General features: G+C 70.9%; 22 protein-coding genes and 1 pseudogene. 12 read left to right on the forward strand and 11 right to left on the reverse strand.

Translation table 11 applies throughout. The annotated features are described in order from the left end of the window. Together HWD93_RS10115 and HWD93_RS10120 are read right to left on the reverse strand one after the other, a co-directional pair. On the reverse strand, positions 1–672 hold a 672-nt coding region (locus tag HWD93_RS10115; RefSeq protein WP_261646748.1), incomplete at its 3' end, for a hypothetical protein. 112 nt (positions 673–784) lie between these two features. Next, positions 785–1,051: a hypothetical protein gene (locus tag HWD93_RS10120; protein WP_070416608.1), complete on the reverse strand. Its 267-nt coding sequence runs from the start codon at positions 1,049–1,051 to the stop codon at positions 785–787. 164 nt (positions 1,052–1,215) lie between these two features. On the opposite strand from HWD93_RS10120, the gene msrA reads away from it, so the two are divergent. The 3 genes from msrA to HWD93_RS10135 all read left to right on the forward strand — a co-directional run bounded on the left by msrA (position 1,216) and on the right by HWD93_RS10135 (position 2,739). Beyond that, positions 1,216–1,743 carry a peptide-methionine (S)-S-oxide reductase MsrA gene (gene msrA / locus HWD93_RS10125; protein WP_070416607.1) on the forward strand — a complete coding sequence of 176 codons (528 nt, stop codon included), beginning with the start codon at positions 1,216–1,218 and terminating at the stop codon, positions 1,741–1,743. Between the two features lie 38 nt (positions 1,744–1,781). Next, the gene (locus tag HWD93_RS10130) at positions 1,782–1,985 is read left to right on the forward strand and encodes a hypothetical protein (protein ID WP_070416606.1); all 204 of its coding nucleotides are present in this window, start codon (positions 1,782–1,784) and stop codon (positions 1,983–1,985) included. 130 nt (positions 1,986–2,115) lie between these two features. Continuing rightward, a complete protein-coding gene (locus tag HWD93_RS10135) occupies positions 2,116–2,739 on the forward strand; it encodes a single-stranded DNA-binding protein (protein ID WP_261646749.1) in 624 nt (207 codons plus the stop codon). 28 nt (positions 2,740–2,767) lie between these two features. Here the strand turns inward: HWD93_RS10135 and HWD93_RS10140 are convergent, their stop codons facing one another. After that, positions 2,768–3,490 carry a hypothetical protein gene (locus HWD93_RS10140; protein ID WP_070416604.1) on the reverse strand — a complete coding sequence of 241 codons (723 nt, stop codon included), beginning with the start codon at positions 3,488–3,490 and terminating at the stop codon, positions 2,768–2,770. Between the two features lie 157 nt (positions 3,491–3,647). On the opposite strand from HWD93_RS10140, the gene ettA reads away from it, so the two are divergent. Both ettA and HWD93_RS10150 read left to right on the forward strand, forming a co-directional pair. Further along, positions 3,648–5,333, forward strand: a complete 1,686-nt coding sequence (gene ettA / locus HWD93_RS10145; protein WP_071295909.1) for an energy-dependent translational throttle protein EttA — start codon at positions 3,648–3,650, stop codon at positions 5,331–5,333. 29 nt (positions 5,334–5,362) lie between these two features. Further along, positions 5,363–5,818, forward strand: coding sequence for a thioesterase family protein (locus HWD93_RS10150; protein ID WP_070416602.1), 456 nt, complete (start codon positions 5,363–5,365; stop codon positions 5,816–5,818). A gap of 26 nt (positions 5,819–5,844) precedes the next feature. Here HWD93_RS10150 and HWD93_RS10155 read toward each other — a convergent pair whose 3' ends face one another. Continuing rightward, positions 5,845–6,702, reverse strand: a complete 858-nt coding sequence (locus tag HWD93_RS10155; RefSeq protein ID WP_261646750.1) for an acyl-CoA thioesterase II — start codon at positions 6,700–6,702, stop codon at positions 5,845–5,847. Between the two features lie 58 nt (positions 6,703–6,760). On the opposite strand from HWD93_RS10155, the gene HWD93_RS10160 reads away from it, so the two are divergent. Continuing rightward, positions 6,761–7,462: a hypothetical protein gene (locus tag HWD93_RS10160; RefSeq protein ID WP_071295907.1), complete on the forward strand. Its 702-nt coding sequence runs from the start codon at positions 6,761–6,763 to the stop codon at positions 7,460–7,462. Positions 7,463–7,500: 38 nt separating this feature from the next. Beyond that, a complete protein-coding gene (locus HWD93_RS10165; RefSeq protein ID WP_261646751.1) occupies positions 7,501–8,343 on the forward strand; it encodes an NAD(P)H-binding protein in 843 nt (280 codons plus the stop codon). Positions 8,344–8,416: 73 nt separating this feature from the next. Here the strand turns inward: HWD93_RS10165 and HWD93_RS10170 are convergent, their stop codons facing one another. From HWD93_RS10170 to pepN, 3 genes are all read right to left on the reverse strand, one after another. After that, positions 8,417–8,857, reverse strand: coding sequence for a globin (locus HWD93_RS10170; protein WP_258027684.1), 441 nt, complete (start codon positions 8,855–8,857; stop codon positions 8,417–8,419). Beyond that, positions 8,854–9,930 carry a mechanosensitive ion channel family protein gene (locus tag HWD93_RS10175; RefSeq protein WP_261646752.1) on the reverse strand — a complete coding sequence of 359 codons (1,077 nt, stop codon included), beginning with the start codon at positions 9,928–9,930 and terminating at the stop codon, positions 8,854–8,856. Before HWD93_RS10175 ends, HWD93_RS10170 begins: the two co-directional genes overlap by 4 nt. A 77-nt stretch (positions 9,931–10,007) precedes the next feature. Then, complete coding sequence (gene pepN, locus HWD93_RS10180; protein ID WP_261646753.1) at positions 10,008–12,587, reverse strand: aminopeptidase N; 2,580 nt, start codon at positions 12,585–12,587, stop codon at positions 10,008–10,010. 208 nt (positions 12,588–12,795) lie between these two features. Between pepN and HWD93_RS10185 the strand changes: the two genes are divergently transcribed. After that, positions 12,796–13,356 (forward strand): disulfide bond formation protein DsbA, encoded by a 561-nt coding sequence (locus HWD93_RS10185; protein WP_217637385.1) that lies wholly within the window; start codon positions 12,796–12,798, stop codon positions 13,354–13,356. A gap of 55 nt (positions 13,357–13,411) precedes the next feature. On the opposite strand, the gene HWD93_RS10190 is transcribed toward HWD93_RS10185, so the two are convergent. Further along, positions 13,412–13,939 (reverse strand): GNAT family N-acetyltransferase, encoded by a 528-nt coding sequence (locus HWD93_RS10190; protein WP_261646754.1) that lies wholly within the window; start codon positions 13,937–13,939, stop codon positions 13,412–13,414. Here HWD93_RS10190 and HWD93_RS10195 point away from each other — a divergent pair. Genes HWD93_RS10195 through HWD93_RS10205 form a run of 3 tightly spaced genes read left to right on the forward strand, consistent with a single transcriptional unit; the run spans position 13,938 to position 16,024 of the window. After that, positions 13,938–14,567 carry an XRE family transcriptional regulator gene (locus HWD93_RS10195; RefSeq protein WP_261646755.1) on the forward strand — a complete coding sequence of 210 codons (630 nt, stop codon included), beginning with the start codon at positions 13,938–13,940 and terminating at the stop codon, positions 14,565–14,567. The two genes, HWD93_RS10190 and HWD93_RS10195, sit on opposite strands and share 2 nt — an antisense overlap. A 22-nt stretch (positions 14,568–14,589) precedes the next feature. Then, on the forward strand, positions 14,590–15,078 hold the full coding sequence (locus HWD93_RS10200; protein ID WP_261646756.1) for a ribose-5-phosphate isomerase: 489 nt from the start codon (positions 14,590–14,592) through the stop codon (positions 15,076–15,078). Positions 15,079–15,097: 19 nt separating this feature from the next. Then, positions 15,098–16,024 (forward strand): Fpg/Nei family DNA glycosylase, encoded by a 927-nt coding sequence (locus HWD93_RS10205; RefSeq protein ID WP_261646757.1) that lies wholly within the window; start codon positions 15,098–15,100, stop codon positions 16,022–16,024. A gap of 6 nt (positions 16,025–16,030) precedes the next feature. On the opposite strand, the gene HWD93_RS10210 is transcribed toward HWD93_RS10205, so the two are convergent. Together HWD93_RS10210 and HWD93_RS10215 are read right to left on the reverse strand one after the other, a co-directional pair. Beyond that, positions 16,031–17,506, reverse strand: coding sequence for an amidohydrolase family protein (locus HWD93_RS10210; RefSeq protein ID WP_261646758.1), 1,476 nt, complete (start codon positions 17,504–17,506; stop codon positions 16,031–16,033). Further along, a pseudogene (locus HWD93_RS10215) lies at positions 17,503–18,151 on the reverse strand (FMN-binding negative transcriptional regulator). The gene HWD93_RS10210 and the pseudogene HWD93_RS10215 overlap by 4 nt, the downstream one beginning before the upstream one ends. A 34-nt stretch (positions 18,152–18,185) precedes the next feature. Here HWD93_RS10215 and HWD93_RS10220 point away from each other — a divergent pair. Continuing rightward, a complete protein-coding gene (locus tag HWD93_RS10220; protein WP_261646759.1) occupies positions 18,186–19,589 on the forward strand; it encodes a serine hydrolase in 1,404 nt (467 codons plus the stop codon). Positions 19,590–19,607: 18 nt separating this feature from the next. On the opposite strand, the gene HWD93_RS10225 is transcribed toward HWD93_RS10220, so the two are convergent. After that, on the reverse strand, positions 19,608–20,186 hold the full coding sequence (locus HWD93_RS10225; RefSeq protein WP_261646760.1) for a hypothetical protein: 579 nt from the start codon (positions 20,184–20,186) through the stop codon (positions 19,608–19,610). Between the last annotated feature and the right edge of the window lie 87 nt (positions 20,187–20,273).

The following is a 20,273-nucleotide window of genomic DNA, read 5'->3' on the forward strand; positions in this document are numbered from 1 at the left end:
GGGCGCGTTCGCCGGGGCGGGCGTGCTCGCCGGAGCGGGCCGGAGGGAGGTCGTCGTCGGCGTCGGGCGCTCGGCGGGGACGGCGGTGGTCGTACCGGCGTCCGTCGGTCGCGCGGGGGCGGCCTGGTCGGCGTTCCAGTCTTGCTGCCGCGTGATGAGCTCGGCGTCGGGGTCGGGCGAATCGAACTTCCAGCGCTCGAGGTCGCTCTTGAAGAGCTTGCGCGCCCGGTTCGGTCGTGCCTGCCACTCGAGGATGCGATCACGGAACTCGGCGAGCGACTGCTCCGCCTGGAAGCTGAAGGTCGAGGAGTTCTTCTTGATGTCCGCGATCTCGTGCTGCGTCCAGTTCGCCGCGAGGGGCGCACCGGCAACGGGGAGCAGACGGAGTCGGATGTCGGCGTCCTCGGCGAGGTGGTCGGCGTACGCGCGCTCGTCGTGCCCGAGGGAACCCCAGGTCGCGGCCTTGCGTGCAGCCGATACGATGCCCGCGACGGCGGCGTTCCGCGCTTCGCGTTCCTGCATCGCCACGACCCGCTTCGTCGCCCCGCGGCCGATGAGCGCCGCGATGATGCCCGCCACGACGATCGCGACGAACGGGATGAGCGCGCCGGAGATCACGCGCCAGCCGTTGTCGGACGAGATCCAGTCGGTCAGGTCGTTCCACCAGTCCATGCGCGCACCCTACTCACGAAACGGTCAGGCATCGGGGAGGTCGGGCGGCGTTCCGCGCATCCGACCGGACATGATTCCAATGTGGAACATCATGTCGTCCGGTGAGGCCGGATCAGCCCCAGCGCAGGCAGTCCACGGCGTCGTCGGCCGACCACACATTCGGAAGCTCGACGAAGCGTCGCTCGGTCGACACGTACCGACGGGCGCGGTAGGCGGTGCCCCCGGCGACGTCGACGCGGTCCACGTACCCGACGATCTCTCCGTTCGCGCGGGTCACGCGGCTGAGGTCGTCGCGGACGTCGAGGATCCGGAGGTCGCCGCGCGAGCGGGCCACGGGCGCGGTACGGATCCGGAAGACCGGTTCGTTCGTCGTCTGCATCGTGGTGCCTCCTGCTCGTCGGTGTGTCCCCGACGGTACGGCCGACCACCGACACGCCGAGTGCGCTCGGACGATCCGGGGAGCGCTGCCGGGGGAGTGCGCGTTGTGGAGGAGGCGTGCCCCGGTCGTGGCTCGCTCCGAGCGGGGAGCGGTAGGTTGCGGCCATGACGACGTTCGTGCTCGCAGGTGGATGTTTCTGGTGTCTCGACGCCGTGTACCGCACGCTCCAGGGCGTGCAGGACGTGGTGTCCGGCTACGTCGGCGGCGAGGTCGAGAACCCCTCGTACGAGTCCGTGTGCACGGGGACGACCGGTCACGCCGAGGCGGTGGCGGTCACCTTCGACGAGACGGTCATCCCGGCCGACGTCATCCTCGACGTGTTCTTCACGCTGCACGACCCGCGGCAGCTGAACCGCCAGGGCGCCGACGTCGGCACGCAGTACCGCTCGGCGATGTTCCCGGCCGACGACGACCAGAAGGCCCTGTTCGAGCGGGCGATCGCGCGCGCCTCGGACATCTGGGACGGCGGCATCGTGACGACGATCGAACCGCTCGGTACCTTCTACCGTGCGGAGGAGTACCACCAGGACTTCTTCGCGAAGAACCCCGGTCAGGGCTACTGCCTCGCGGTGGCGCTGCCCAAGGTGAACAAGGTCCGCAAGGCCTACAGTCAGTACATCCTGGCGTCCTGAGACTCCGGACGTCGGGGCCACGAGGAGGTGGTCGAACGATGACGAACAACACCGGGACCTGGGTCGCGGTCGGACCAGCGGGAGCGGTCGGCAGCATCCACCGAGCAGACGGCGGGTTCCGCGTCGAGCTCTACGGTCGGAGCGCGGGCGGCGGGACGTACCCGTCGCTCGAGTCGGCGAAGGGCGCCGTGCACGCAGCGCTCGGCCCGTTGGCGGACCGACCCGAGTTCCGCGCGCACTGAACGCGCGGTGCCACGTCTCGACCAGGAGGCGCGGGGGACTCGTCCTCCACAACGCACCTGATCGAGTCATCCAGTCACAGATCGAGCCCCGGGTCGCGTGCGCGACCCGGGGCTCGATGACGATCGACGCATGAACGACACCATCACCGTCTGCGGGATCATCGCCACCGAGCCACGTCACCTCGTGACCGACACCGGCATCGCCATCACGAGCATGCGCCTCGCCTCACCGTCCCGACGCTGGGACCGGGCGACCTCGACCTGGACCAACGGCGCCACGAACTGGTACACCGTCACGGCCTTCCGATCGCTCGCGGCCAACGTGCACCGTTCCCTGAAGAAGGGCGACCGCATCGTCGTCACCGGGCGCATCCGCATCCGGACGTGGGAGCGGGACGGTCGCGGCGGCACCTCCGTCGAGATCGACGCAGAGGCACTCGGGCACGACCTCGCCTGGGGCATCAGCAACTGGGTGCGCGTCCCGCGGCACACGGGTGAGGCGACCGCGCCTCCGGGGAGCACCTCGGGCGTCCTGCCGAACGTCGACCCGCTCACCGGCGAGGTCGGCACGGCGGGCACGGACCGCACCCCCGTGCCGGGTGTCGACCCCGACCCGACGGAGCCGGACGTCCGCGAGGAACTGCCCGACGGCGCCGAGGCCGCTCGCCACGCCGCGGCGGCGATCGGTCACGAGTTCGACGTCGTCGCCGGCGTCGACCCGGTGGTGGACGGGGACGAGCGTGCCGCGGCCTGAGCCGGTCCCCGTCCCCGCTCCCGGGCGCCTACCGCCAGTTCTGGGCGATCATCGCGATGCCCGCGACCTCGGTCGTGTCCCAGTTGCCGCCGCGGGGGAGCCCCGAGACCCGTCCGTCGATCGAGAAGCTCGCACCCTGGACCTTCGGGCTGTTCGTCTGCTTCGCCTTGAGTCCGTGGAACGAGAAGCTCGTGTTCCACGTGCCGGCGAGCCCCGTCCGACCGGACGAGTCGCCGACCTTGATCGAGATGTCGTTCACCTGCGAGTGCACGACGTCACCGTTGAGTCGGGCGTTCGCCTCGGCGTTGAAGAAGAGCCGCCCGTCGAGGTTCAGGGCGATCGTGCCGACCGTGCGGTTGTTGAGGATGACCGACGCGACGTCGTTCTTGTACCAGCGCAGCCCGACCGACGTCTTGCTGTGCGAGGCGCCGCCCATGTAGCCGTACGTGAACTTGCCGTTCTGCACCCGCTCCCAGATGAACCGGGGCTGCCCCTTGCTCACGGACGAGGCGGTGTCGGACTGGATCCCCACGGCGAACGCGTTGTTGTGGGCGTCGTGGACGTTGATGTACGACGAGTACCCGGTGCCCGAGCCGCTCTCGATGAGGTGCGCGGTGTACTGGACGTAGGGGTTTCCGCGCGGGACGGGCGACGCTGCCGAGGCAGCCGTCGCCGGGGCGAGCAGCGCGACGGTGAGCGCGGTGGCTCCCGCGAGGGGGAGCGCGAGACGGCGCAGACGCTTGGTGAACATGTCCTGATCCTCTCCGGTGGTCGATCGACCGTGCTCCCGGTGCGGAGCGGGGAAACGGTACGTCGAAGTCGGCGAGCGCAACAGCCCCCGTGCGTGATCCGGCGAACCGGCGAGCGGGCAGACGGACGCCCCGCACTGTCAGTACACTTGGCGCGATATGGCTGAGTACATCTACCAGATGGTCCGCGCCCGCAAGGCGGTCGGCGACAAGCTGATCCTCGACGACGTCACGATGTCGTTCCTCCCCGGCGCCAAGATCGGCGTCGTCGGGCCGAACGGTGCGGGCAAGTCGACGATCCTGAAGATCATGGCGGGTCTCGACCAGCCGTCCAACGGCGAGGCGAAGCTCACCCCGGGCTTCACCGTCGGCATCCTCATGCAGGAGCCCGAGCTCGACGAGTCGAAGACGGTGCTCGAGAACGTGCAGGAAGGCGTCGGCGAGATCCACGCGAAGATCACGCGCTTCAACGAGATCTCCGCGCAGATGGCCGAGCCGGACGCCGACTTCGACGCGCTCCTCGCCGAGATGGGCACCCTGCAGGAGGACATCGACGCGGCGGACGCGTGGGATCTCGACTCGCAGCTCGAGCAGGCCATGGCCGCGCTCCAGTGCCCCCCGGGGGACGAGCTCGTCACGCACCTGTCCGGTGGTGAGAAGCGTCGCGTGGCGCTCTGCAAGCTGTTGCTCCAGAAGCCGGACCTGCTCCTCCTCGACGAGCCCACCAACCACCTCGACGCCGAGTCCGTCCTCTGGCTCGAGCAGCACCTGCAGCAGTACCACGGTGCCGTCCTGGCCGTGACCCACGACCGGTACTTCCTCGACCACGTCGCACAGTGGATCGCCGAGGTCGACCGCGGTCGTCTCTACCCGTACGAGGGCAACTACTCGACCTACCTCGAGAAGAAGCGTGCCCGGCTCGAGGTCCAGGGCAAGAAGGACGCCAAGCTCGCGAAGCGCCTCTCCTCGGAGCTCGACTGGGTGCGCAGCAACACGAAGGGCCGCCAGGCGAAGTCCAAGGCGCGTCTCGCCCGCTACGAGGAGATGGTCACCGAGGCCGAGCGCACGCGCAAGCTCGACTTCGAGGAGATCGTCATCCCCGTCGGCCCGCGCCTGGGCTCGCAGGTCATCGACGCCGAGAAGCTGCACAAGCAGTTCGGCGAGCGCATCATCATCGATGACCTGTCCTTCACGCTGCCCCGCAACGGCATCGTCGGCGTGATCGGCCCGAACGGCGTCGGCAAGACCACGCTGTTCAAGACGATCGTCGGCCTCGAGCCGCTCGACGGCGGCACGTTGAAGATCGGCGACACGGTCGACATCTCGTACGTCGACCAGAGCCGTGGTGGCATCGACCCGAACAAGAACCTGTGGGAGGTCGTGTCCGACGGACTCGACTACATCCAGGTCGGCAAGACCGAGATCCCGTCGCGTGCGTACGTGTCGCAGTTCGGGTTCAAGGGTCCGGACCAGCAGAAGAAGGCCGGGGTGCTCTCCGGTGGTGAGCGCAACCGTCTGAACCTGGCGCTGACGCTCAAGCAGGGCGGCAACCTGCTGCTCCTCGACGAGCCGACGAACGACCTCGACGTCGAGACCCTCGGCAGCCTCGAGAACGCGCTGCTCGAGTACCCGGGTTGTGCCGTGGTCATCACGCACGACCGGTGGTTCCTCGACCGCATCGCGACGCACATCCTCGCGTGGGAAGGCCTGAACGAGGACGGCACGCCGAACTGGTACTGGTTCGAGGGCAACTTCGAGGCGTACGAGGAGAACAAGATCGAGCGGCTCGGCGCCGACGCGGCGAAGCCGGGTCGGGCGACCTACCGCAAGCTCACCCGCGACTGACCGTGGCGCGGTTGCACGCTCCGGTCCGCATGCGGTGGAGCGACATCGACGCCTACGGTCACGTCAACAACTCCGCGATGCTGCGCCTCCTGGAAGAGGCGCGCATCGTGGGGTTCTGGGGACCTGACCCGGAAGAGCGCGCTCCGGACGGGTCGGTCCCGGAGCCGATCATCGACGGGCGGCCGGGTTCCGGCACCATGACCGTGATCGCGGCGCAGCGCCTCGAGTACCTCGCGTCGATCCCGTACCTGCGGCAGCCGCTCGACATCCAGATGTGGATCGGGCGGCTCGGCGGCGCGAGCATCGACGTCTCGTACGAGGTCTGGTCGCCGGTCGGCCACGAACCCGCGGTGCTGTACACCCGGGCGACGACCGCGCTCGTGATGGTCGACGCCGTCAGCAACCGTCCGCGTCGGCTGACCGAGGCCGAGCGGGACGCGTGCGCCGCCTACGTCGAAGCCCCGGTGGAGTTCTCCCGCCCGTAGGACGGACCGCAGCACCGTCGGCCGGGTCAGCGCGGGACGCGCATCATCCCCTCCTGCGCGACCGATGCCAGCAGCCGTCCGTCCGGCGAGAACATCCGCCCGAACGCGAGTCCCCGACCGCCCTGCGCGCTCGGGGACTCCTGCGTGTAGAGCACCCACTCGTCGGCCCGGCCGTCACGGTGCCACCACATCGCGTGGTCGAGGCTCGCGCTCTTCACACCGGGGGTGCCCCAGGCCACCCCGTGACGCCGCATGATCGGCTCGAGGATGGACAGGTCGCTCGCGTAGGCGAGGACGGCACGGTGCAGCGCCGGGTCGCTGGGGAGGTCGCCGTCGACCCGGAACCACACCGCCTGGTGGGCGATGTGCTCGCCCTGCACGTCGACGAACACCGGGCCCTCGACGTGCCGCAGGTCGATGGAACGTTCGGCCCACGCCCGAGCGACCGGGTGGTCGATGGCCGACAGGATCGACGCGGCCGAGGGCAGGGACTCCGGTTCGGGCACGTCGACGGGGAACGGGTCCTGGTGCTCGACGCCGACGTCCGGGCGCTGGAACGAGGCGATCATCGAGAAGATCGGCACACCGCGCTGGTAGGCCTGCACCCGCCGCGCGGCGAACGACCGCCCGTCGTGGATGCGTTCCACACCGAAGGTGATCGGGACGTCGATGTCGCCGGGGCGGAGGAAGTAGCCGTGCATCGAGTGGATGTCGCGGTCCTCGATGGTGGCCTGCGCGGCGACGATGCACTGCGCGAGCACCTGCCCGCCGAACACCCGGCCACCGGGGGACCAGTGGCTCGCGCCGGTGAGGATGGTCTCGCCGGTGCTCGCGCCGGTGTCCTCGAGTCTGAGGGTCCGCAGGAAGTCCGGTTCGCCGTTCACACCGAGCAGTCTACGAACGCCCCGGCGCCGAGCCGTGCCCGGTAGGCTGCTGGGTGACATGGGCACCTCGTTCACGCTTCCCGACGCAGCCTCCCTCGGGGACCTGCGCACCTACCTCGGACGGGCCGCCCGCATCGAGGACGGCTCCGTCCGACTCATCGCGGACTCCGGCGTCCTCGCGGTCTACACCGCGATCCTCTACCCGCTCGGGCTGCTCGACGAACTGCCGACGGTCCTCGGGCTGCGGACGTTCTCGCTCGCGCAGCCGGCGACCGTCGACGCGGTCGTCCCGCTGGCCTCGCTGCAGGAACGCCTGCGGCTGCTCGCCGACGCGCACGACGCCGAGCACGCCGACGGCGCCGACCCCACCCGGGCGACCCCGATCGAGGTGGAGCTCCCGCTCGAGGTCCACACCGTCACCTGGGCAGCGATCTCGCCGCCCCGCGGTGGCTGGGTCCCGCTGCCCGACGTCTCGCCGGAGCTCCTCCGCCGTGCCGCACGCGACGGCATCGCCGAGGTCGCCGACGCCGTCCCGACGAACGCCGGTGAGGCCATCGTCCGCAAGGTCCGTTCCGAGGTCTGGGGCCGTCCGGTCGCGGGCATCGAGCACGTCCCCGCCGGTGCGGGCTTCGCGGGGGAGAGCCTCGGCTTCCTCGGCCACGACCCGGTGCGGCTCTTCGAGACCGGCCCCTGGAGCCGCCTGACCACCTCCCGCGGGCACGTGCTCGTCAAGCGTCGCGCCTGGACCCTCAACTCGTAGGCAGCCGGTTCCCGGACCGGGCGTGGTTGGCTGGCTCCATGCACGTCTTCCTCACCGGCGCGTCCGGGTACATCGGTTCCTCGGTCCTCCGCGCACTCGTCGCCCACGAGCACGAGGTCACCGCCCTCGTCCGCACGGACGAGAAGGCACAGGCGGTCCGCGACGCGGGCGGCCGCGCCCTCGTCGGTGACGTCACCGACACCGACGTCGTCCGCCGGCTCGCACACGAGGCGGACGCCGTCGTGCACACGGCCTCGGCCCAGGGCATCGACGCGGACTTCATCGCGACCGTGCTCCCGGCGCTCGAGGGCACCCCGAAGCCGTTCGTGCACACCGGCGGGATCTTCACCTTCGGCGACTCGACCGACATCTCCGAGCAGTCGCCGCTGTCGCCGCCGGCACTCACCGCCTGGCGCGTGCCGAACGAGGCGACGGTGCGCGCGAGCAGCGTCCGGACGACGATCATCGCGCCCGGCATCGTGTACGGCCGCGGCGCCGGCATCCCCGCGATGTTCGTCGGGGACGGCGAGCACGAGGTCCGACTCGTCGGTGACGGTTCGCAGCGTTGGACGACGGTGCACACCGACGACCTCGGCGAGCTCTACGTCCTCGCCCTGCACCGCGGTGAGCAGGACGGCTACGTCGTCGCGGCCACCGGGGACAACCCGACGGTCCGCGAGATCGCGGAGGCGGGAGCGCACGGTTCGCCGCTCGTGGCGGAGAGCGTCGACGCCAGCCGCGAGCGTCTGGGCACCGAGTACGCCGACGCGCTGCTGCTCCACCAGGAGGCCTCTGGTGCCCACGCGCGCAGCGCGTTCGGGTGGAACCCGACCCGGCCCCCGCTCGTCGAGGACCTCGCCGACGGCTCCTACGTCCGCTGACGCGACCGGTGACGGACTGGAGGCGCGGCGCCAGCTGGCACCGCGCCTCCAGTCCGTCAGCCGCGCACGTCCGTCAGTCGAACGTGTTGGTCATGGCGTGCGCCGCCCGGTCGAGGTAGGCCCAGAGCTCTGCCTCGTCGAGGGGCGCGAGCTGGAGGGACTCGACCGCCTCGCGCATGTGGTGGAGCCAGCGCTCACGGGCCTCGGACGTGATCCGGAACGGCATGTGCCGCATCCGCAGACGGGGGTGCCCGCGTTCCTCGCTGTAGGTCCCCGGGCCGCCCCAGTACTGCTGCAGGAAGGCCGAGAGACGCCAGATCGCCCCCTCGAGGTCGTCCGCCGGGTACATCGGCCAGATGACGTCGTCCTGCTGCACGCCCTCGTAGAAGCGCCGGACGAGCCGGTCGAAGGTGGGTGCGCCGCCGATGCGCTCGTAGAGGGAGCCGGTGGCCGAGACGCCGTGCTCGCCGACCCGCAGCGTGATCGGCTGTGCGGGCGGGGTGGGGTCGGTCATCGCGGGTCCTTCCCGGCGTCGGGGTCGTCGGTCCGGATCGGCTGACCGAGGACGTTCTTGCGGCCGCGTCGGGGCTTGGTCGGCGCCGGCGTGGGCTGGGTCCGCACGGTGCGGAGACCGTTGATCGAGGTCGCGTTCTCCCACCCGGCGGGCATGATCATCGCCATCGCGGGCAGGGTCACGCCGAGTTCGTCGACGGCGTGCTTCAGTCGGACGCGGAGCTCGCGGCCGACGACGTCGAGCTCGGACGCCCGCGTCTTCACGACGAGCCGGAACACCATGCCGGCGTCCGTGATCGACTGCAGGCCCCAGATCTCCGGCTTCTCGACGATGCGTTGGCGCCACCGGGGCTCCTGCGACATCGTGACCGCGGCCTTGAGGAGGGCGTCCTGCACGGCGTCGATGTCGGTGTCGTACGGGACCGTGATGTCGACGAGGACGCGCGACCAGCCCTGCGAGAGGTTGCCGACGCGCAGGATCTGCCCGTTCGGCACGAACCAGAGGATGCCGTTCACGTCGCGGATCTGCATGACCCGCAGCCCGACGTTCTCGACGACGCCGGTGGCCTGGCCGGTGTCGACGACGTCGCCGACGCCGGCCTGGTCCTCGAGGATCATGAACACGCCGGAGAGCAGGTCGCGCACGATGCTCTGTGCGCCGACCGCGAGCCCGGCGGCGACGAGCGAGGCGCCACCGACGATCCCGACGGCCGCGTTCGGGATGACGAGCGGGATGATGACGACGAGTGCGAGCACGACGACGATCACCGTCGCGAGGTTCTCGAGCACGCTGCCGAGCGTGCGGGTGCGCTGGACGACGCGGGCGGTCTGGATCGGCGAGGCGATGAGTGCCTGCGTGTCGGTCGCGCCCTGACGCTTCTTCACGCCGTTCACGACGCGGTCGACGACGCCCTTGATCGAGTGCCGCAGGATGATCCGCAGGACCAGCGCGGCGAGGATCGTGATGACGATCGTGATCGGGATGTGCCAGGTGGCGACGAACTCGCCGAACGTCTGCGAGACGGCCTCTGCCGGGCCTGACGGGGTCGGGGAGGGAACTGCAACCAAGGTCATGATCCGGTCGATGCTAGAGGGCGGGGCCCTGGCGTCCCCTGGGGAACGCCAGGACCCCGCCGATCCTCATCCGAGACTCAGGCGTCCGCCGCCTGGACCCGCAGGGCACGCTCGGTCCCCGCCAGGCTCTCGGACACGATGCGACGCAGCGCCGGGGTCTCCGGGTGCGCCTCGAGCCACGCGGCCGCGGCGTCCCGCAGCTCGGCCGACGCGAGCGGCGCCGGGTAGAGCCCCGAGACGATGGTGTCGGCCATGTGGTAGCTGCGCTCGGCCCAGATGCGCGTGAGCACGTCGAAGTACTTCGGGACGAGCCCCTCGAGCACGACCGGGCTGTTCACGTGCTGGTACCCGACCGTGGTCTGGCGCACGATCGCGTTGGGCAGCTCGGACGAGTCCACGAGCGACGAGAACGCGGCGAGCTTGCCCTCGGCCGTCGGGATCGTCGCACGGGCACGCGCGGCGGCCTGCTCACCCGACGCGGTCTTGTCCGCAGCGAGCTCGGCGTCGACCTCGGCTCCGGAGGCGGCACCCGCGAGCACGAGGCCCTCGAGCAGCTCCCAGCGCAGGTCGGTGTCGATCTCGAGCCCGTTCAGCGTCGCCGAACCGTCGCGCAGGCCGCTCAGGGTGGCCACGTGCTCGGGCGTGGAGGCGATCTGCGCGAAGAACTTCACGAACTGGAACTGCGCGTCGGAACCGGCCTCGGCGCTCGACGCGAGGTTCCAGAGCGTGTCGCCGACGGTGCGCACGGTCTGGTCGACCTTCGCCGGCGCGACGTAGTTGCGCGCGGTCAGGAGCAGCTGCGAGAGCGTCGTGCGGATCGTGGTCGACTCGGTCTCGGTGGCGATGTTGCCGAGCACCAGGCGGACGTAGTCGCTGGCGGGCGACTCGGCGTCGCGCGTGGCGTCCCACATCGCGCCCCACACGATCGAGCGGGCGAGCGGGTTCGCGATCGAGGCGAGGTGCTCGATGGCGGTCCGGCGCGAGTGCTCGTCGAGACGGATCTTGGCGTAGGCGAGGTCGTCGTCGTTGAGGAGCACGAGGTCGCCGCGCTGCACGCCGACGAGCTCCGGGACCTCGGTGCGCGCACCGTCGACGTCGATCTCGACGCGGTGCACGCGCTCGAGTTTGCCGCCGGAGGACGCGGTGTCGGCGCCGAACGGTGCGTCCGCGTCCTGCGTGACGGCGTAGACGCCGATCGCCAGGCGGTGCGGACGGAGCGTCGGGTAGTCGGCCGGCGCTTCCTGCAGCACGGCGAACGACGTGATCGCGCCGGACTCGTCGACCTCGATCTCCGGGCGGAGCGTGTTCACCCCGGCGGTCTCGAGCCAGGCCTTCGACCACTCGGAGAGGTCACGGCCGCTGGTGGCCTCGAGCTCGACGAGCAGGTCGCGCAGCTCGGTGTTCGAGTGGTGGTGCTTCTTGAAGTACGCCGAGACGCCCGCGAAGAACGCGTCGATGCCGACCCACGCCACGAGCTGCTTCAGGACGGAGCCGCCCTTGGCGTACGTGATGCCGTCGAAGTTGACCTGGACGTCCTCGAGGTCGTTGATCGTCGCGACGATCGGGTGCGTCGAGGGGAGCTGGTCCTGGCGGTAGGCCCAGGACTTCTCCATCGCCTGGAACGTGGTCCACGCCTCGGTCCACTCGGTGGCCTCGGCCGTGGCGATCGTCGAGGCCCACTCGGCGAAGGACTCGTTGAGCCACAGGTCGTTCCACCACTTCATGGTGACGAGGTCGCCGAACCACATGTGGGCGAGCTCGTGCAGGATCGTGACGACCCGGCGCTCCTTGATGGCGTCGGTCACCTTCGACCGGAAGACGTAGGTCTCGGTGAAGGTGACGGCCCCGGCGTTCTCCATCGCGCCGGCGTTGAACTCCGGCACGAACAGCTGGTCGTACTTCTCGAACGGGTACGGGACGTCGAACTTCTCCTCGTAGTAGGCGAAGCCCTTCTTCGTGGTCTCGAAGACGTACTCGGGGTCGAGGTACTCGGCGAGCGACTTCCGCGCGAAGACGCCGAGCGGGATGGTCCGGCCGTCGCGGCTCGTCAGCTCGTCTCGAACGACCTCGTACGGGCCGGCGACGAGCGCGGTGATGTAGCTCGAGATCTTCGCCGTCGGGGGGAAGGCCCACGTGGCGATGTCGCCGTCGACGTGCGGCTCGGGTGTGGGGGAGTTCGAGACGACCTGCCACCGGGACGGCGCCGTCACGGTGAAGGTGAACTCGGCCTTGAGGTCGGGCTGCTCGAACACGGCGAACATGCGACGCGAGTCGGGCACCTCGAACTGCGAGTACAGGTACACCTCGTCGTCGACCGGGTCGACGAAGCGGTGCAGGCCCTCGCCCGTGTTCGTGTAGAGCGCGTCGCTGACGACCACGAGCTCGTTCTGCTCCTGCAGGCCGTCGAGCTGGATGCGGACCCCGTCGTTCACGGCGGCGACGTCGAGCGCCGTGCCGTTCAGCGTGATCGAGTGCACCGACTTCGTGATGGCGTCGATGAACGTGGACGCACCGTCGGTGGCGGTGAAGCGCACCCGCGTGGTGCTGCCGAACGTCTCGGCGCCGCGGGTCAGGTCGAGCTCGACGTCGTACGTCTGCACGTCGACGATCGCGGCACGTTCCTGGGCTTCGATTCGGGTGAGGTTCTCTCCGGGCACGGACGCTCCATCTTCGCGGTTGCACACGGACGGTCCTTGTCCGCGTGAGGGGGGTCCCGGCACGGCGTCGTGCACCGGCGGGACGGTCGCCTCCAGCCTAGCGAGCACGCGTACGCTCGCATCCGTGACCGACACGACTGTGGACAAGACGACCGCCGACCGCACCGCTGTGGAGTTCTGGTTCGACCCGAACTGCCCCTGGGCCTGGATGACGAGCCGCTGGGTCGGCGAGGTCGCCCGGCACCGCGACCTCGACGTCACCTGGAACGTGATGAGCCTGTTCGTCCTCAACGAGGACCAGGACGTCCCGGACACCTACCGCGAGCGGCTCGTGGCCGGGCAGGTCTACCCGCGCATCGTGACCGCGGCACGGCTCCGCCTCGGCCAGGAGATCGTCAAGCCGCTCTACGACGCGCTCGGCGAGCACATCCACCACCGCCAGGAGCAGGACCCGGAGCAGGTCGTGCCGGCGGTGCTCGCGGAGCTCGGCCTCGACGCCGACCTGCTCGAGTACGCCTGGACGGACGAGGTCGACCAGGCCGTACGTGCCAGCCACCAGGACGGCATCGACCGGGTCGGCCAGGACGTCGGCACGCCGGTCATCGCCGTCGAGGGCACCGCCTTCTTCGGCCCGGTCATCTCGCCCGCGCCGAAGGGCCAGGAGGCGCTCGACCTCTGGGACGGCGTCGTCGCGGTCGCCAAGTACCCGGGCTTCTTCGAGCTCAAGCGCTCGCGGACCGTCGGACCGATCTTCGACACCACCGACTGACGTCGGCCCGGCGGGGGCCAGGAGGCGCGGCGCGCGTCCGCCCCGCCGGCGCGGCTCAGGCGAGCGGCAGCCGCATGAGCGTCAGGTCGAGCCAGCGGTCGAACTTGCGTCCGACCTCGGGCACGACGGCGACCGTGTCGAACCCGAGCTTGGTGTGCAGCGCGATCGACCCGGCGTTCTCGCTGCAGATCCCCGCCATCAGGACGTGCCGCCCCTCCGCCCGTGCCCGTGCGACGAGGGCGTCCATGAGCACGGTCGCGATGCCCCGCCCGCGGAACGCCTCGACGACGTACACGCTGTGCTCCACCGTCAGCCGGTACCCCTGGTGCGGCCGCCACTGCGAGTACGTCGCGTATCCGGCGACCTGCCCGCCGACCTCGGCGACGAGGACCGGGTAGCCGTCGGCGCGACGCTCGGCGAGCCAGCCGTCGAAGTACGAGCGCGGGTGCGGCTCCTCCTGCCAGATGGCGGTGGAGTGCAGGACGGCGTCGACGTGCAGAGCGTGGACGACGTCGAGGTCGCGCGGCTCGCACTCCCGGACGGTGGCCGGACCCGACCCGTTCGTCGCATATGCTGTCGTCATGTCTCACATCGTAGACGCACCGGAGTCGGAACCGGAAACGGCGGACGACGCCGACCAGCGGCGGCTCGGCGAGCGCCTGCAGCGCCTCCGCACGGAACGGAAGTGGAGCCTCACCGAGCTCGCCGAGGAGTCCGGGGTCTCCCGCGCCATGATCAACCGCGTCGAACGCGGGGTGTCGAGCCCGACGGCGACCATCCTCGGGCGGCTGTCGGGAGCGTTCGGGCTCACGGTCTCACAGCTCCTCGACGAGTCCCTCGACCACGAGGTGCCCTGGGCGACCGATCCCGACGACGCGCGGGGCGTCCAGCGCGGCGCGACCGCCGATTCCTGGACCGATCCCGCGACCGGGTACCGGCGTCGACCGATCTCGAGTGCGGCATTCCCCGCGGACGTCACCGAGGTACGCCTCCCGTCCGGCCGCGAAGTGGCCTACCCGGCGTCCGCGTACGCGTTCCTGCGCCACTGCATCTGGGTGGTCGACGGCGTGCTCGAACTCGTCGTCGGCGGCGAGCCGACGCGGCTCGCCGCGGGGGACCGCATCGAGCTCGGGGACCCTGCCGACGTCGTCTACCGGAACCCGGGCGAGGAGCCCACGCGGTACGTCGTGGTCGTGGTCCGGGGGCAGTAGTCGCAGGAATAGGATCGATCCCATGCGCATCCACCTCGGAACGGACCACGCCGGCCTCGAGTTCAACAAGACCCTCGCCACCCACCTGACGGAGGTCGGGCACGAGGTGGTGGACCACGGTCCGACCGAGTACGACGCGCTCGACGACTACCCCTCGTTCTGCATCAACGCCGCGCACGCCGTGGTGCAGGACCAGCGTGCGGGCGTCCAGGCGCTCGGCGTCGTGTTCGGGGGATCCGGCAACGGCGAGCAGATCGCCGCGAACAAGGTCGAGGGCGTCCGCGCCGCGCTCGTGTGGAACGAGTCCACCGCGCTCCTCGCCCGCCAGCACAACGACGCCAACGTCATCTCGATCGGCGCCCGCCAGCACACCGAGGACGAAGCGATCCGGTTCGTCGACCTGTTCATCGCCGAGCCGTTCTCGGGCGAGGAGCGTCACGCACGCCGCATCGCGCAGCTCGCCGAGTACGAGACCACCGGCCTGATCGCCGGCAAGCAGATCGACCAGTAAGGCCGAGTAGACAAGAGCAATGCCCGAGGGTCACTCCGTCCACCGCATCGCCAACCAGTTCACCCGGCACTTCGTCGGCAAACGCTGCGAGGTGTCGAGTCCGCAGGGACGGTTCGCCGCCGGTGCCGCCCAGCTCGACGGCACGCGCATGGTCGCTGCCCGGGCTGTCGGCAAGCAGATGTTCCTCGAGTTCGAGGGCGATCTGTTCCTGCGGGTCCACCTCGGCCTCTACGGGGCGTGGGACTTCGCGGGGGACCTCTCCACCGCCGGGGCGCTGTCGGACGACGACCGCGAGGAGTCCCTGACGTCGATCGGTGCTCCCCGTCTCGCCCGCTACCGGATGGCCGAGCAGGAGAAGGTCGAGGACCCGATCGAGGCGTTCCCGCCGGACCCCGTCGGACAGGTGCGCGTGCGGCTGCTCACCGAGGACACCGTCGCCGACCTGCGCGGTCCGACGGCGTGTGTCGTCGAGGACCCGGCCGGCGTGCAGAAGGCGCTCGACAAGCTCGGCCCGGACCCGATCAACGACGACGGCCCCGAGGCCGAGAAGACCTTCGTCGACAACGTCCGGAAGCGGAACGTCGCGATCGGGCAGCTGCTCATGGACCAGGCCGTCGTGAGCGGCATCGGCAACATCTACCGCGCTGAGCTGCTGTTCCGGCAGCGCATCGACCCCTACAAGCCGGGCAAGCAGCTCACCGTCAAGCAGGCGAAGGCGCTCTGGCACGACTGGTCGAAGCTCCTGCACGAGGGTGTCCGCGACGGCCTCATGCTGACCATGGACGGCCTGTCGAAGAGCGAGCACGCGAAGGCCGTCCGGTCCCGGAAGGACCGGCACTGGGTCTACCACCGTCAGGGCGAACCCTGCCGGGTGTGCGGCACCGAGGTCCGGATGGCCGACATGGCCGGCCGCAAGCTCTACTGGTGCCCGAAGGACCAGAAGTAGCGCCGGTCAGACGTCCCGGTACGTGAACCGCCCGGCGATCGCGGTCCCGAGGACCCGCGCCCGGCGGAGCGGTTCCGAACCGCTCGCCGCGAGCGGGTCCGCCTCGAGCAGCACGAGGTCCGCGACGTCGCCGACGGCCACCCCGACCCGACCACCCTCGGTCGACCCGTGCCATGCCGTCAGCACGCCGAGGCGTTCGGCCGGGTGCCACGGCTCGCGGCCGTCCCGGTCGCGTCCGACGGCCGCGGCCATCGACACCCACGGGTCGAGCGGCGCGACCGGCGCGTCCGAGCCGAGCAGCAGCCGGGCACCGGCACGGTCGAGGGACGCGAACGGGAACGCCCGCTCGGTCATCCCGGCCCAGTAGCGGTCGGCGATGTCGCGGTCGTCCATCGCGTGCTCGGGCTGCACCGACGCGGCCACCCCGAGCCGTGCGAACCGCTCGAGGTCGGTGTCCGCCAGCAACTGCGCGTGCTCGATCGTGCCGCGTGCGCCGACGGCCTCGAAGACGTCGAGCGCGAGGGTGTTCGCCCGGTCGCCGATCGCGTGCACCGCGGGGACGAGCCCGACATCGACCGCCCGACGGACCATCGCCACGAGGTCCTCGAACGACCACACGAGCACGCCGTCGCCGGAGGCCGTCGCCGCCGTCCGGGTGCCGAGCGAGCCGTCGGTGATCACCTTGAACGGGCCCGTCCGGACGAGTCCGCGGGTGCCATCGACGACGTCGCCGGTGCGGAGTCCCCGACGGATCGCGGCGTCGAGGTCGGCCGGGTAGACCCCGGAGTCGACGCGGAGGCCGTCCGTGCCGGCCTGCACACGGCGGGTCCAGCGGTCGAGTCCGAACGTCATCTCGAGGTCGGTCACCCGGGTCACGCCGCGGGCGGCGGCCGCCTCGACGGCGTCGGCGACGAAGCCGTCGAGCACCTCGTCCGGCACGCGGGAGAGCGCGCCGGTCACGTCGAACGCGTCCTGCTCGCGGAGCACCCCGTCGTCACCGGCGACGAGCGGGCGGCCGACGATGCCGGAGAAGTGCTCCAGCGCAGCGGCGTTGCACCAGACGGCGTGGAGGTCACCGCTGATGACGACGATCGGGAGGCGCGGGTCGATCCGGTCGAGCAGCGCACGTCGTGCAGGGCGGGGCCACATCCCGTCGCGGTAGCCGTGGCCGATCAGGACGCGGTCCGCCACACCGGTGCGTGCCACCTCCGCCAGCAGGTCGGCGGTCGCCTCCGCCGAGTCGCAGGCCGACACGTCGACGCGACGGCGGACGAGGGCCCACTGGTCGAAGTGCACGTGGTGGTCGACGAGCCCGGGACCGAGCCAGGCGCCGGCCGTCTCGACGACGTCGGTGTCGGCGTCCGTGGGGTCGAGCGTGCCGGCCGGCGCGATCGCGGTGACCAGCCCGTCGACGATCCGGACGTCGGACGGGGCGCCGGACGTGCCCACCCGCCGGACGGTGCGGAGCAGGATCTCCTTCACCGCGCCTCCAGGCCGTGTGCACGGGCCATCTCGTCGGCGAGTGCCGGCGAGGCGTACGGACCGTCGCCGCGCAGCCCCGCGACGATCCGGTCCACCACCTCCGGTGCCTTGTTCTGGGAGCTTCGCGCGGGCGTCGAACCGGCTGACGCGGATGCGGATCCCGACGGTGCCCTTCGCCATCCGGCGTGCCGTCTCCTCGTCGACCTCGAGGGAGACCGGCTCGGGCATCACCCGCTCGAAGTGGTCGACGAGTTCGCCGAGGACGCGGAAGTTCTCCTCGTCGGACAGGATCTCCGGCGTGCCCCAGCAGTGCGCCGTCACGTGGTTCCAGGTCGGCACGAACTGCTCCGGCGGGTACCAGGCGGGCGAGACGTAGCCGTGCGGGCCCTGGAACACGACGAGCACCTCGTGTCGACCGAGTTCGTGGGCCACCTCGTCCGGGCGGCCGACGTGCGACACGAGGACGAGCTCGTCGGGGTCGGGGTCGGCAGCGCCGCCCGGTGCGGGCGTCTCGAGCAGGAACGGGTAGTGCGACGCGACCAGCCCGGCCTCGGTGTGCGAGACGATCGTCGCCCACGGGTTGCCCCCGATGAGGCGTCGCACCTCGTCGACGTCGGTCATCAGGAAGTGCGGTGTGTGTCGCATGCCCGCCAGCGTGGCACATGCGAGGGTGGAGGGCATGTCGAACCGCGCTGCGTACGAGACCGTCCTGCCCTACGTCCGCGAGTGGATCGCGTACAAGGTGTGGCAACTCCGGATCCCCGGCGTGCAGGTCGCGATCGGCTACGACGACGAGGTCCTCCTCGACGAGGCCTGGGGCTACGCCGACGTCGAGGCCGGCCGGCGCCTCAGGACGACGGACCTGTTCCGCATCGCCTCGCACTCGAAGACCTTCACCTCGACCGCGCTCCTGCAGCTCGCCGAGCGGGGCTCACTCCGGCTCGACGACACGGTCGGCACGTACGTCCCCGCACTCGTCGACGGCGGCTCGCCCCTCGCCGACGCGACCCTCCGCGAGCTCATGGAGATGGGCGCCGGGGTCATCCGGGACGGCCACGACGGCGACTACTGGTCGCAGCTGCGCCCCTTCCCGGACGAACAGGAGCTCCTCGCGCTCGTCCTCGACCGGGGCCAGAAGGTCCCCGCAGGCTCGTCGTTCAACTACTCGAACCTCGGGTACTCGCTGCTCGGACTCGTCATCGCGGCGGTCTCCGGGCAGTCCTACGGCGACTTCGTCCGCGAGTCGATCACCGAGCCGTTGGGGCTGCGGAACACCGGTCCCGACTGGGACCCCGCCCGCGCGGACGACTTCGTGGTCGGCTACTCCGGGTTCCACACCGCGCGCACCCGGCACCGCCTCGACCACGTCGACACGCGAGCGATGGCTGCGGCGACGGGGTTCCACGGCACGGCGTCCGACCTCGTCCGGTACTTCTCGCAGCACGTCATCGGCCACGGCACCCTGCTCGACGACCACTCGAAGCGGCTCGCCCAGCGGAAGGCGTGGAGCGCCACGGAGGACCCGGCGGCCCGCGGGTACGGCGCCGGGTTCATCGTCGACCGGATCGGCGGGCGAGAGGTCCGCGGCCACTCCGGCGGGTTCCCCGGGCACATCACACAGTCGCTGTTCGACCCCGCGTCCGGGCTCGTCGTCTCCGTGCTGACGAGCGCGGCGGCCGGCCCCGCGACGCTCATCGCCACCGCCATCGTGCAGTTCCTCGACGCAGCGGCCGACGCGGACGCCCCGGGCACCCCGGTGTCGGCCGACGTCGACACGAGCACGTTCACCGGCCGGTTCGCGAACCCCTGGGGTGTGAGCGACATCGCCCGGATCGGTGACCGGCTCGTCGAGGTCGACCCGTCCGCACCCGAGCCGCTCGTCACCCCGACGCGGCTCGAGGTCGTCGACGCGGACACGCTCCGGATGACCCACGGCAACCGGTTCGGGTCGATCGACGAGGACGTGACGTACCGCCGCGACGCCGACGGCTCCGTGCTGTCGATCCGGGCCGGCGGCGGCATGACGTCGGAGCCGTGGGCGATCCCGGAGGAGACGCCGGAGGTCGCCGCGGGTCTGGTCTGAGCGGGGGACCGGTCCGGGTCAGCGGACCTCGGCGGAGGACCAGAGCGACCCCGCGCCGGCACCGACCGGGCGGAGCAGGGGCACGGCGACGAGGACGGCCGCCGCGAGGAACGCGACCGCCTGCAGCGGACTCGGGATCGCGTACACCACGACGAGCACTTCCTGCGCGGTCGACGGCGGTGGCACCGTCTGCGTCAGGAGGGACGCGACGAACCACAGCGCCGCGGCGATCGTCACGACCCAGCCGAGCACGCGCTGCGGTCCGCGCAGACCACGGACGGTGAGCACGCCGAACGCCACCAGTGCCGCCCGGGCGATCCAGTAGAGCGCGGCTGCGATCGGCCCGGAGACGGCCCAGGCGAGGGCGAACGCGAGCACGGTGACCCCTAGCGCGACGGCACGGCGGTCACGGGACCGCAGCGCGGCCACGAGCACGACCGCTCCGCAGACACCCGCCACCACGGTGGCGACGAGCCGCAGTGCCGGTGGTCCGAAGGCGAGGACCCCCGACGCGTCGCTGAGCCCCTCGACCCCGAAGACGAGTGCTGCGACCGTGGCAGCCGCCGAGACGACCCGGACCCCCGTGGTGTTCCCCATGGCCACACGGTACGCCGGTGCGGGGGATAACCCCACCTCCGGTTCGGGAGGGGGCAGGATGGGCGATCGAGCCGGTGATCGCGAGGC

The organism is Curtobacterium sp. C2H10, assembly GCF_025407985.1.
In the GTDB taxonomy this organism is placed as follows: domain Bacteria; phylum Actinomycetota; class Actinomycetes; order Actinomycetales; family Microbacteriaceae; genus Curtobacterium.

What these genes read in the sequence shown, in the direction of transcription:
- HWD93_RS10160 (WP_071295907.1), top strand. Translation starts at nt 6,761, where the DNA reads ATGGGCACCTCGTTCACGCTTCCCGACGCAGCCTCCCTCGGGGACCTG.
- HWD93_RS10165 (WP_261646751.1), top strand. Translation starts at nt 7,501, where the DNA reads ATGCACGTCTTCCTCACCGGCGCGTCCGGGTACATCGGTTCCTCGGTC.
- HWD93_RS10140 (WP_070416604.1), bottom strand. Translation starts at nt 3,490, where the DNA reads ATGTTCACCAAGCGTCTGCGCCGTCTCGCGCTCCCCCTCGCGGGAGCC.
- ettA (WP_071295909.1), top strand. Translation starts at nt 3,648, where the DNA reads ATGGCTGAGTACATCTACCAGATGGTCCGCGCCCGCAAGGCGGTCGGC.
- HWD93_RS10170 (WP_258027684.1), bottom strand. Translation starts at nt 8,857, where the DNA reads ATGACCGACCCCACCCCGCCCGCACAGCCGATCACGCTGCGGGTCGGC.
- HWD93_RS10225 (WP_261646760.1), bottom strand. Translation starts at nt 20,186, where the DNA reads ATGGGGAACACCACGGGGGTCCGGGTCGTCTCGGCGGCTGCCACGGTC.
- HWD93_RS10175 (WP_261646752.1), bottom strand. Translation starts at nt 9,930, where the DNA reads ATGACCTTGGTTGCAGTTCCCTCCCCGACCCCGTCAGGCCCGGCAGAG.
- HWD93_RS10205 (WP_261646757.1), top strand. Translation starts at nt 15,098, where the DNA reads ATGCCCGAGGGTCACTCCGTCCACCGCATCGCCAACCAGTTCACCCGG.
- HWD93_RS10130 (WP_070416606.1), top strand. Translation starts at nt 1,782, where the DNA reads ATGACGAACAACACCGGGACCTGGGTCGCGGTCGGACCAGCGGGAGCG.
- HWD93_RS10135 (WP_261646749.1), top strand. Translation starts at nt 2,116, where the DNA reads ATGAACGACACCATCACCGTCTGCGGGATCATCGCCACCGAGCCACGT.
- HWD93_RS10120 (WP_070416608.1), bottom strand. Translation starts at nt 1,051, where the DNA reads ATGCAGACGACGAACGAACCGGTCTTCCGGATCCGTACCGCGCCCGTG.
- msrA (WP_070416607.1), top strand. Translation starts at nt 1,216, where the DNA reads ATGACGACGTTCGTGCTCGCAGGTGGATGTTTCTGGTGTCTCGACGCC.
- HWD93_RS10200 (WP_261646756.1), top strand. Translation starts at nt 14,590, where the DNA reads ATGCGCATCCACCTCGGAACGGACCACGCCGGCCTCGAGTTCAACAAG.
- HWD93_RS10220 (WP_261646759.1), top strand. Translation starts at nt 18,186, where the DNA reads ATGTCGAACCGCGCTGCGTACGAGACCGTCCTGCCCTACGTCCGCGAG.
- HWD93_RS10195 (WP_261646755.1), top strand. Translation starts at nt 13,938, where the DNA reads ATGTCTCACATCGTAGACGCACCGGAGTCGGAACCGGAAACGGCGGAC.
- HWD93_RS10190 (WP_261646754.1), bottom strand. Translation starts at nt 13,939, where the DNA reads ATGACGACAGCATATGCGACGAACGGGTCGGGTCCGGCCACCGTCCGG.
- HWD93_RS10150 (WP_070416602.1), top strand. Translation starts at nt 5,363, where the DNA reads ATGCGGTGGAGCGACATCGACGCCTACGGTCACGTCAACAACTCCGCG.
- HWD93_RS10185 (WP_217637385.1), top strand. Translation starts at nt 12,796, where the DNA reads ATGACGAGCCGCTGGGTCGGCGAGGTCGCCCGGCACCGCGACCTCGAC.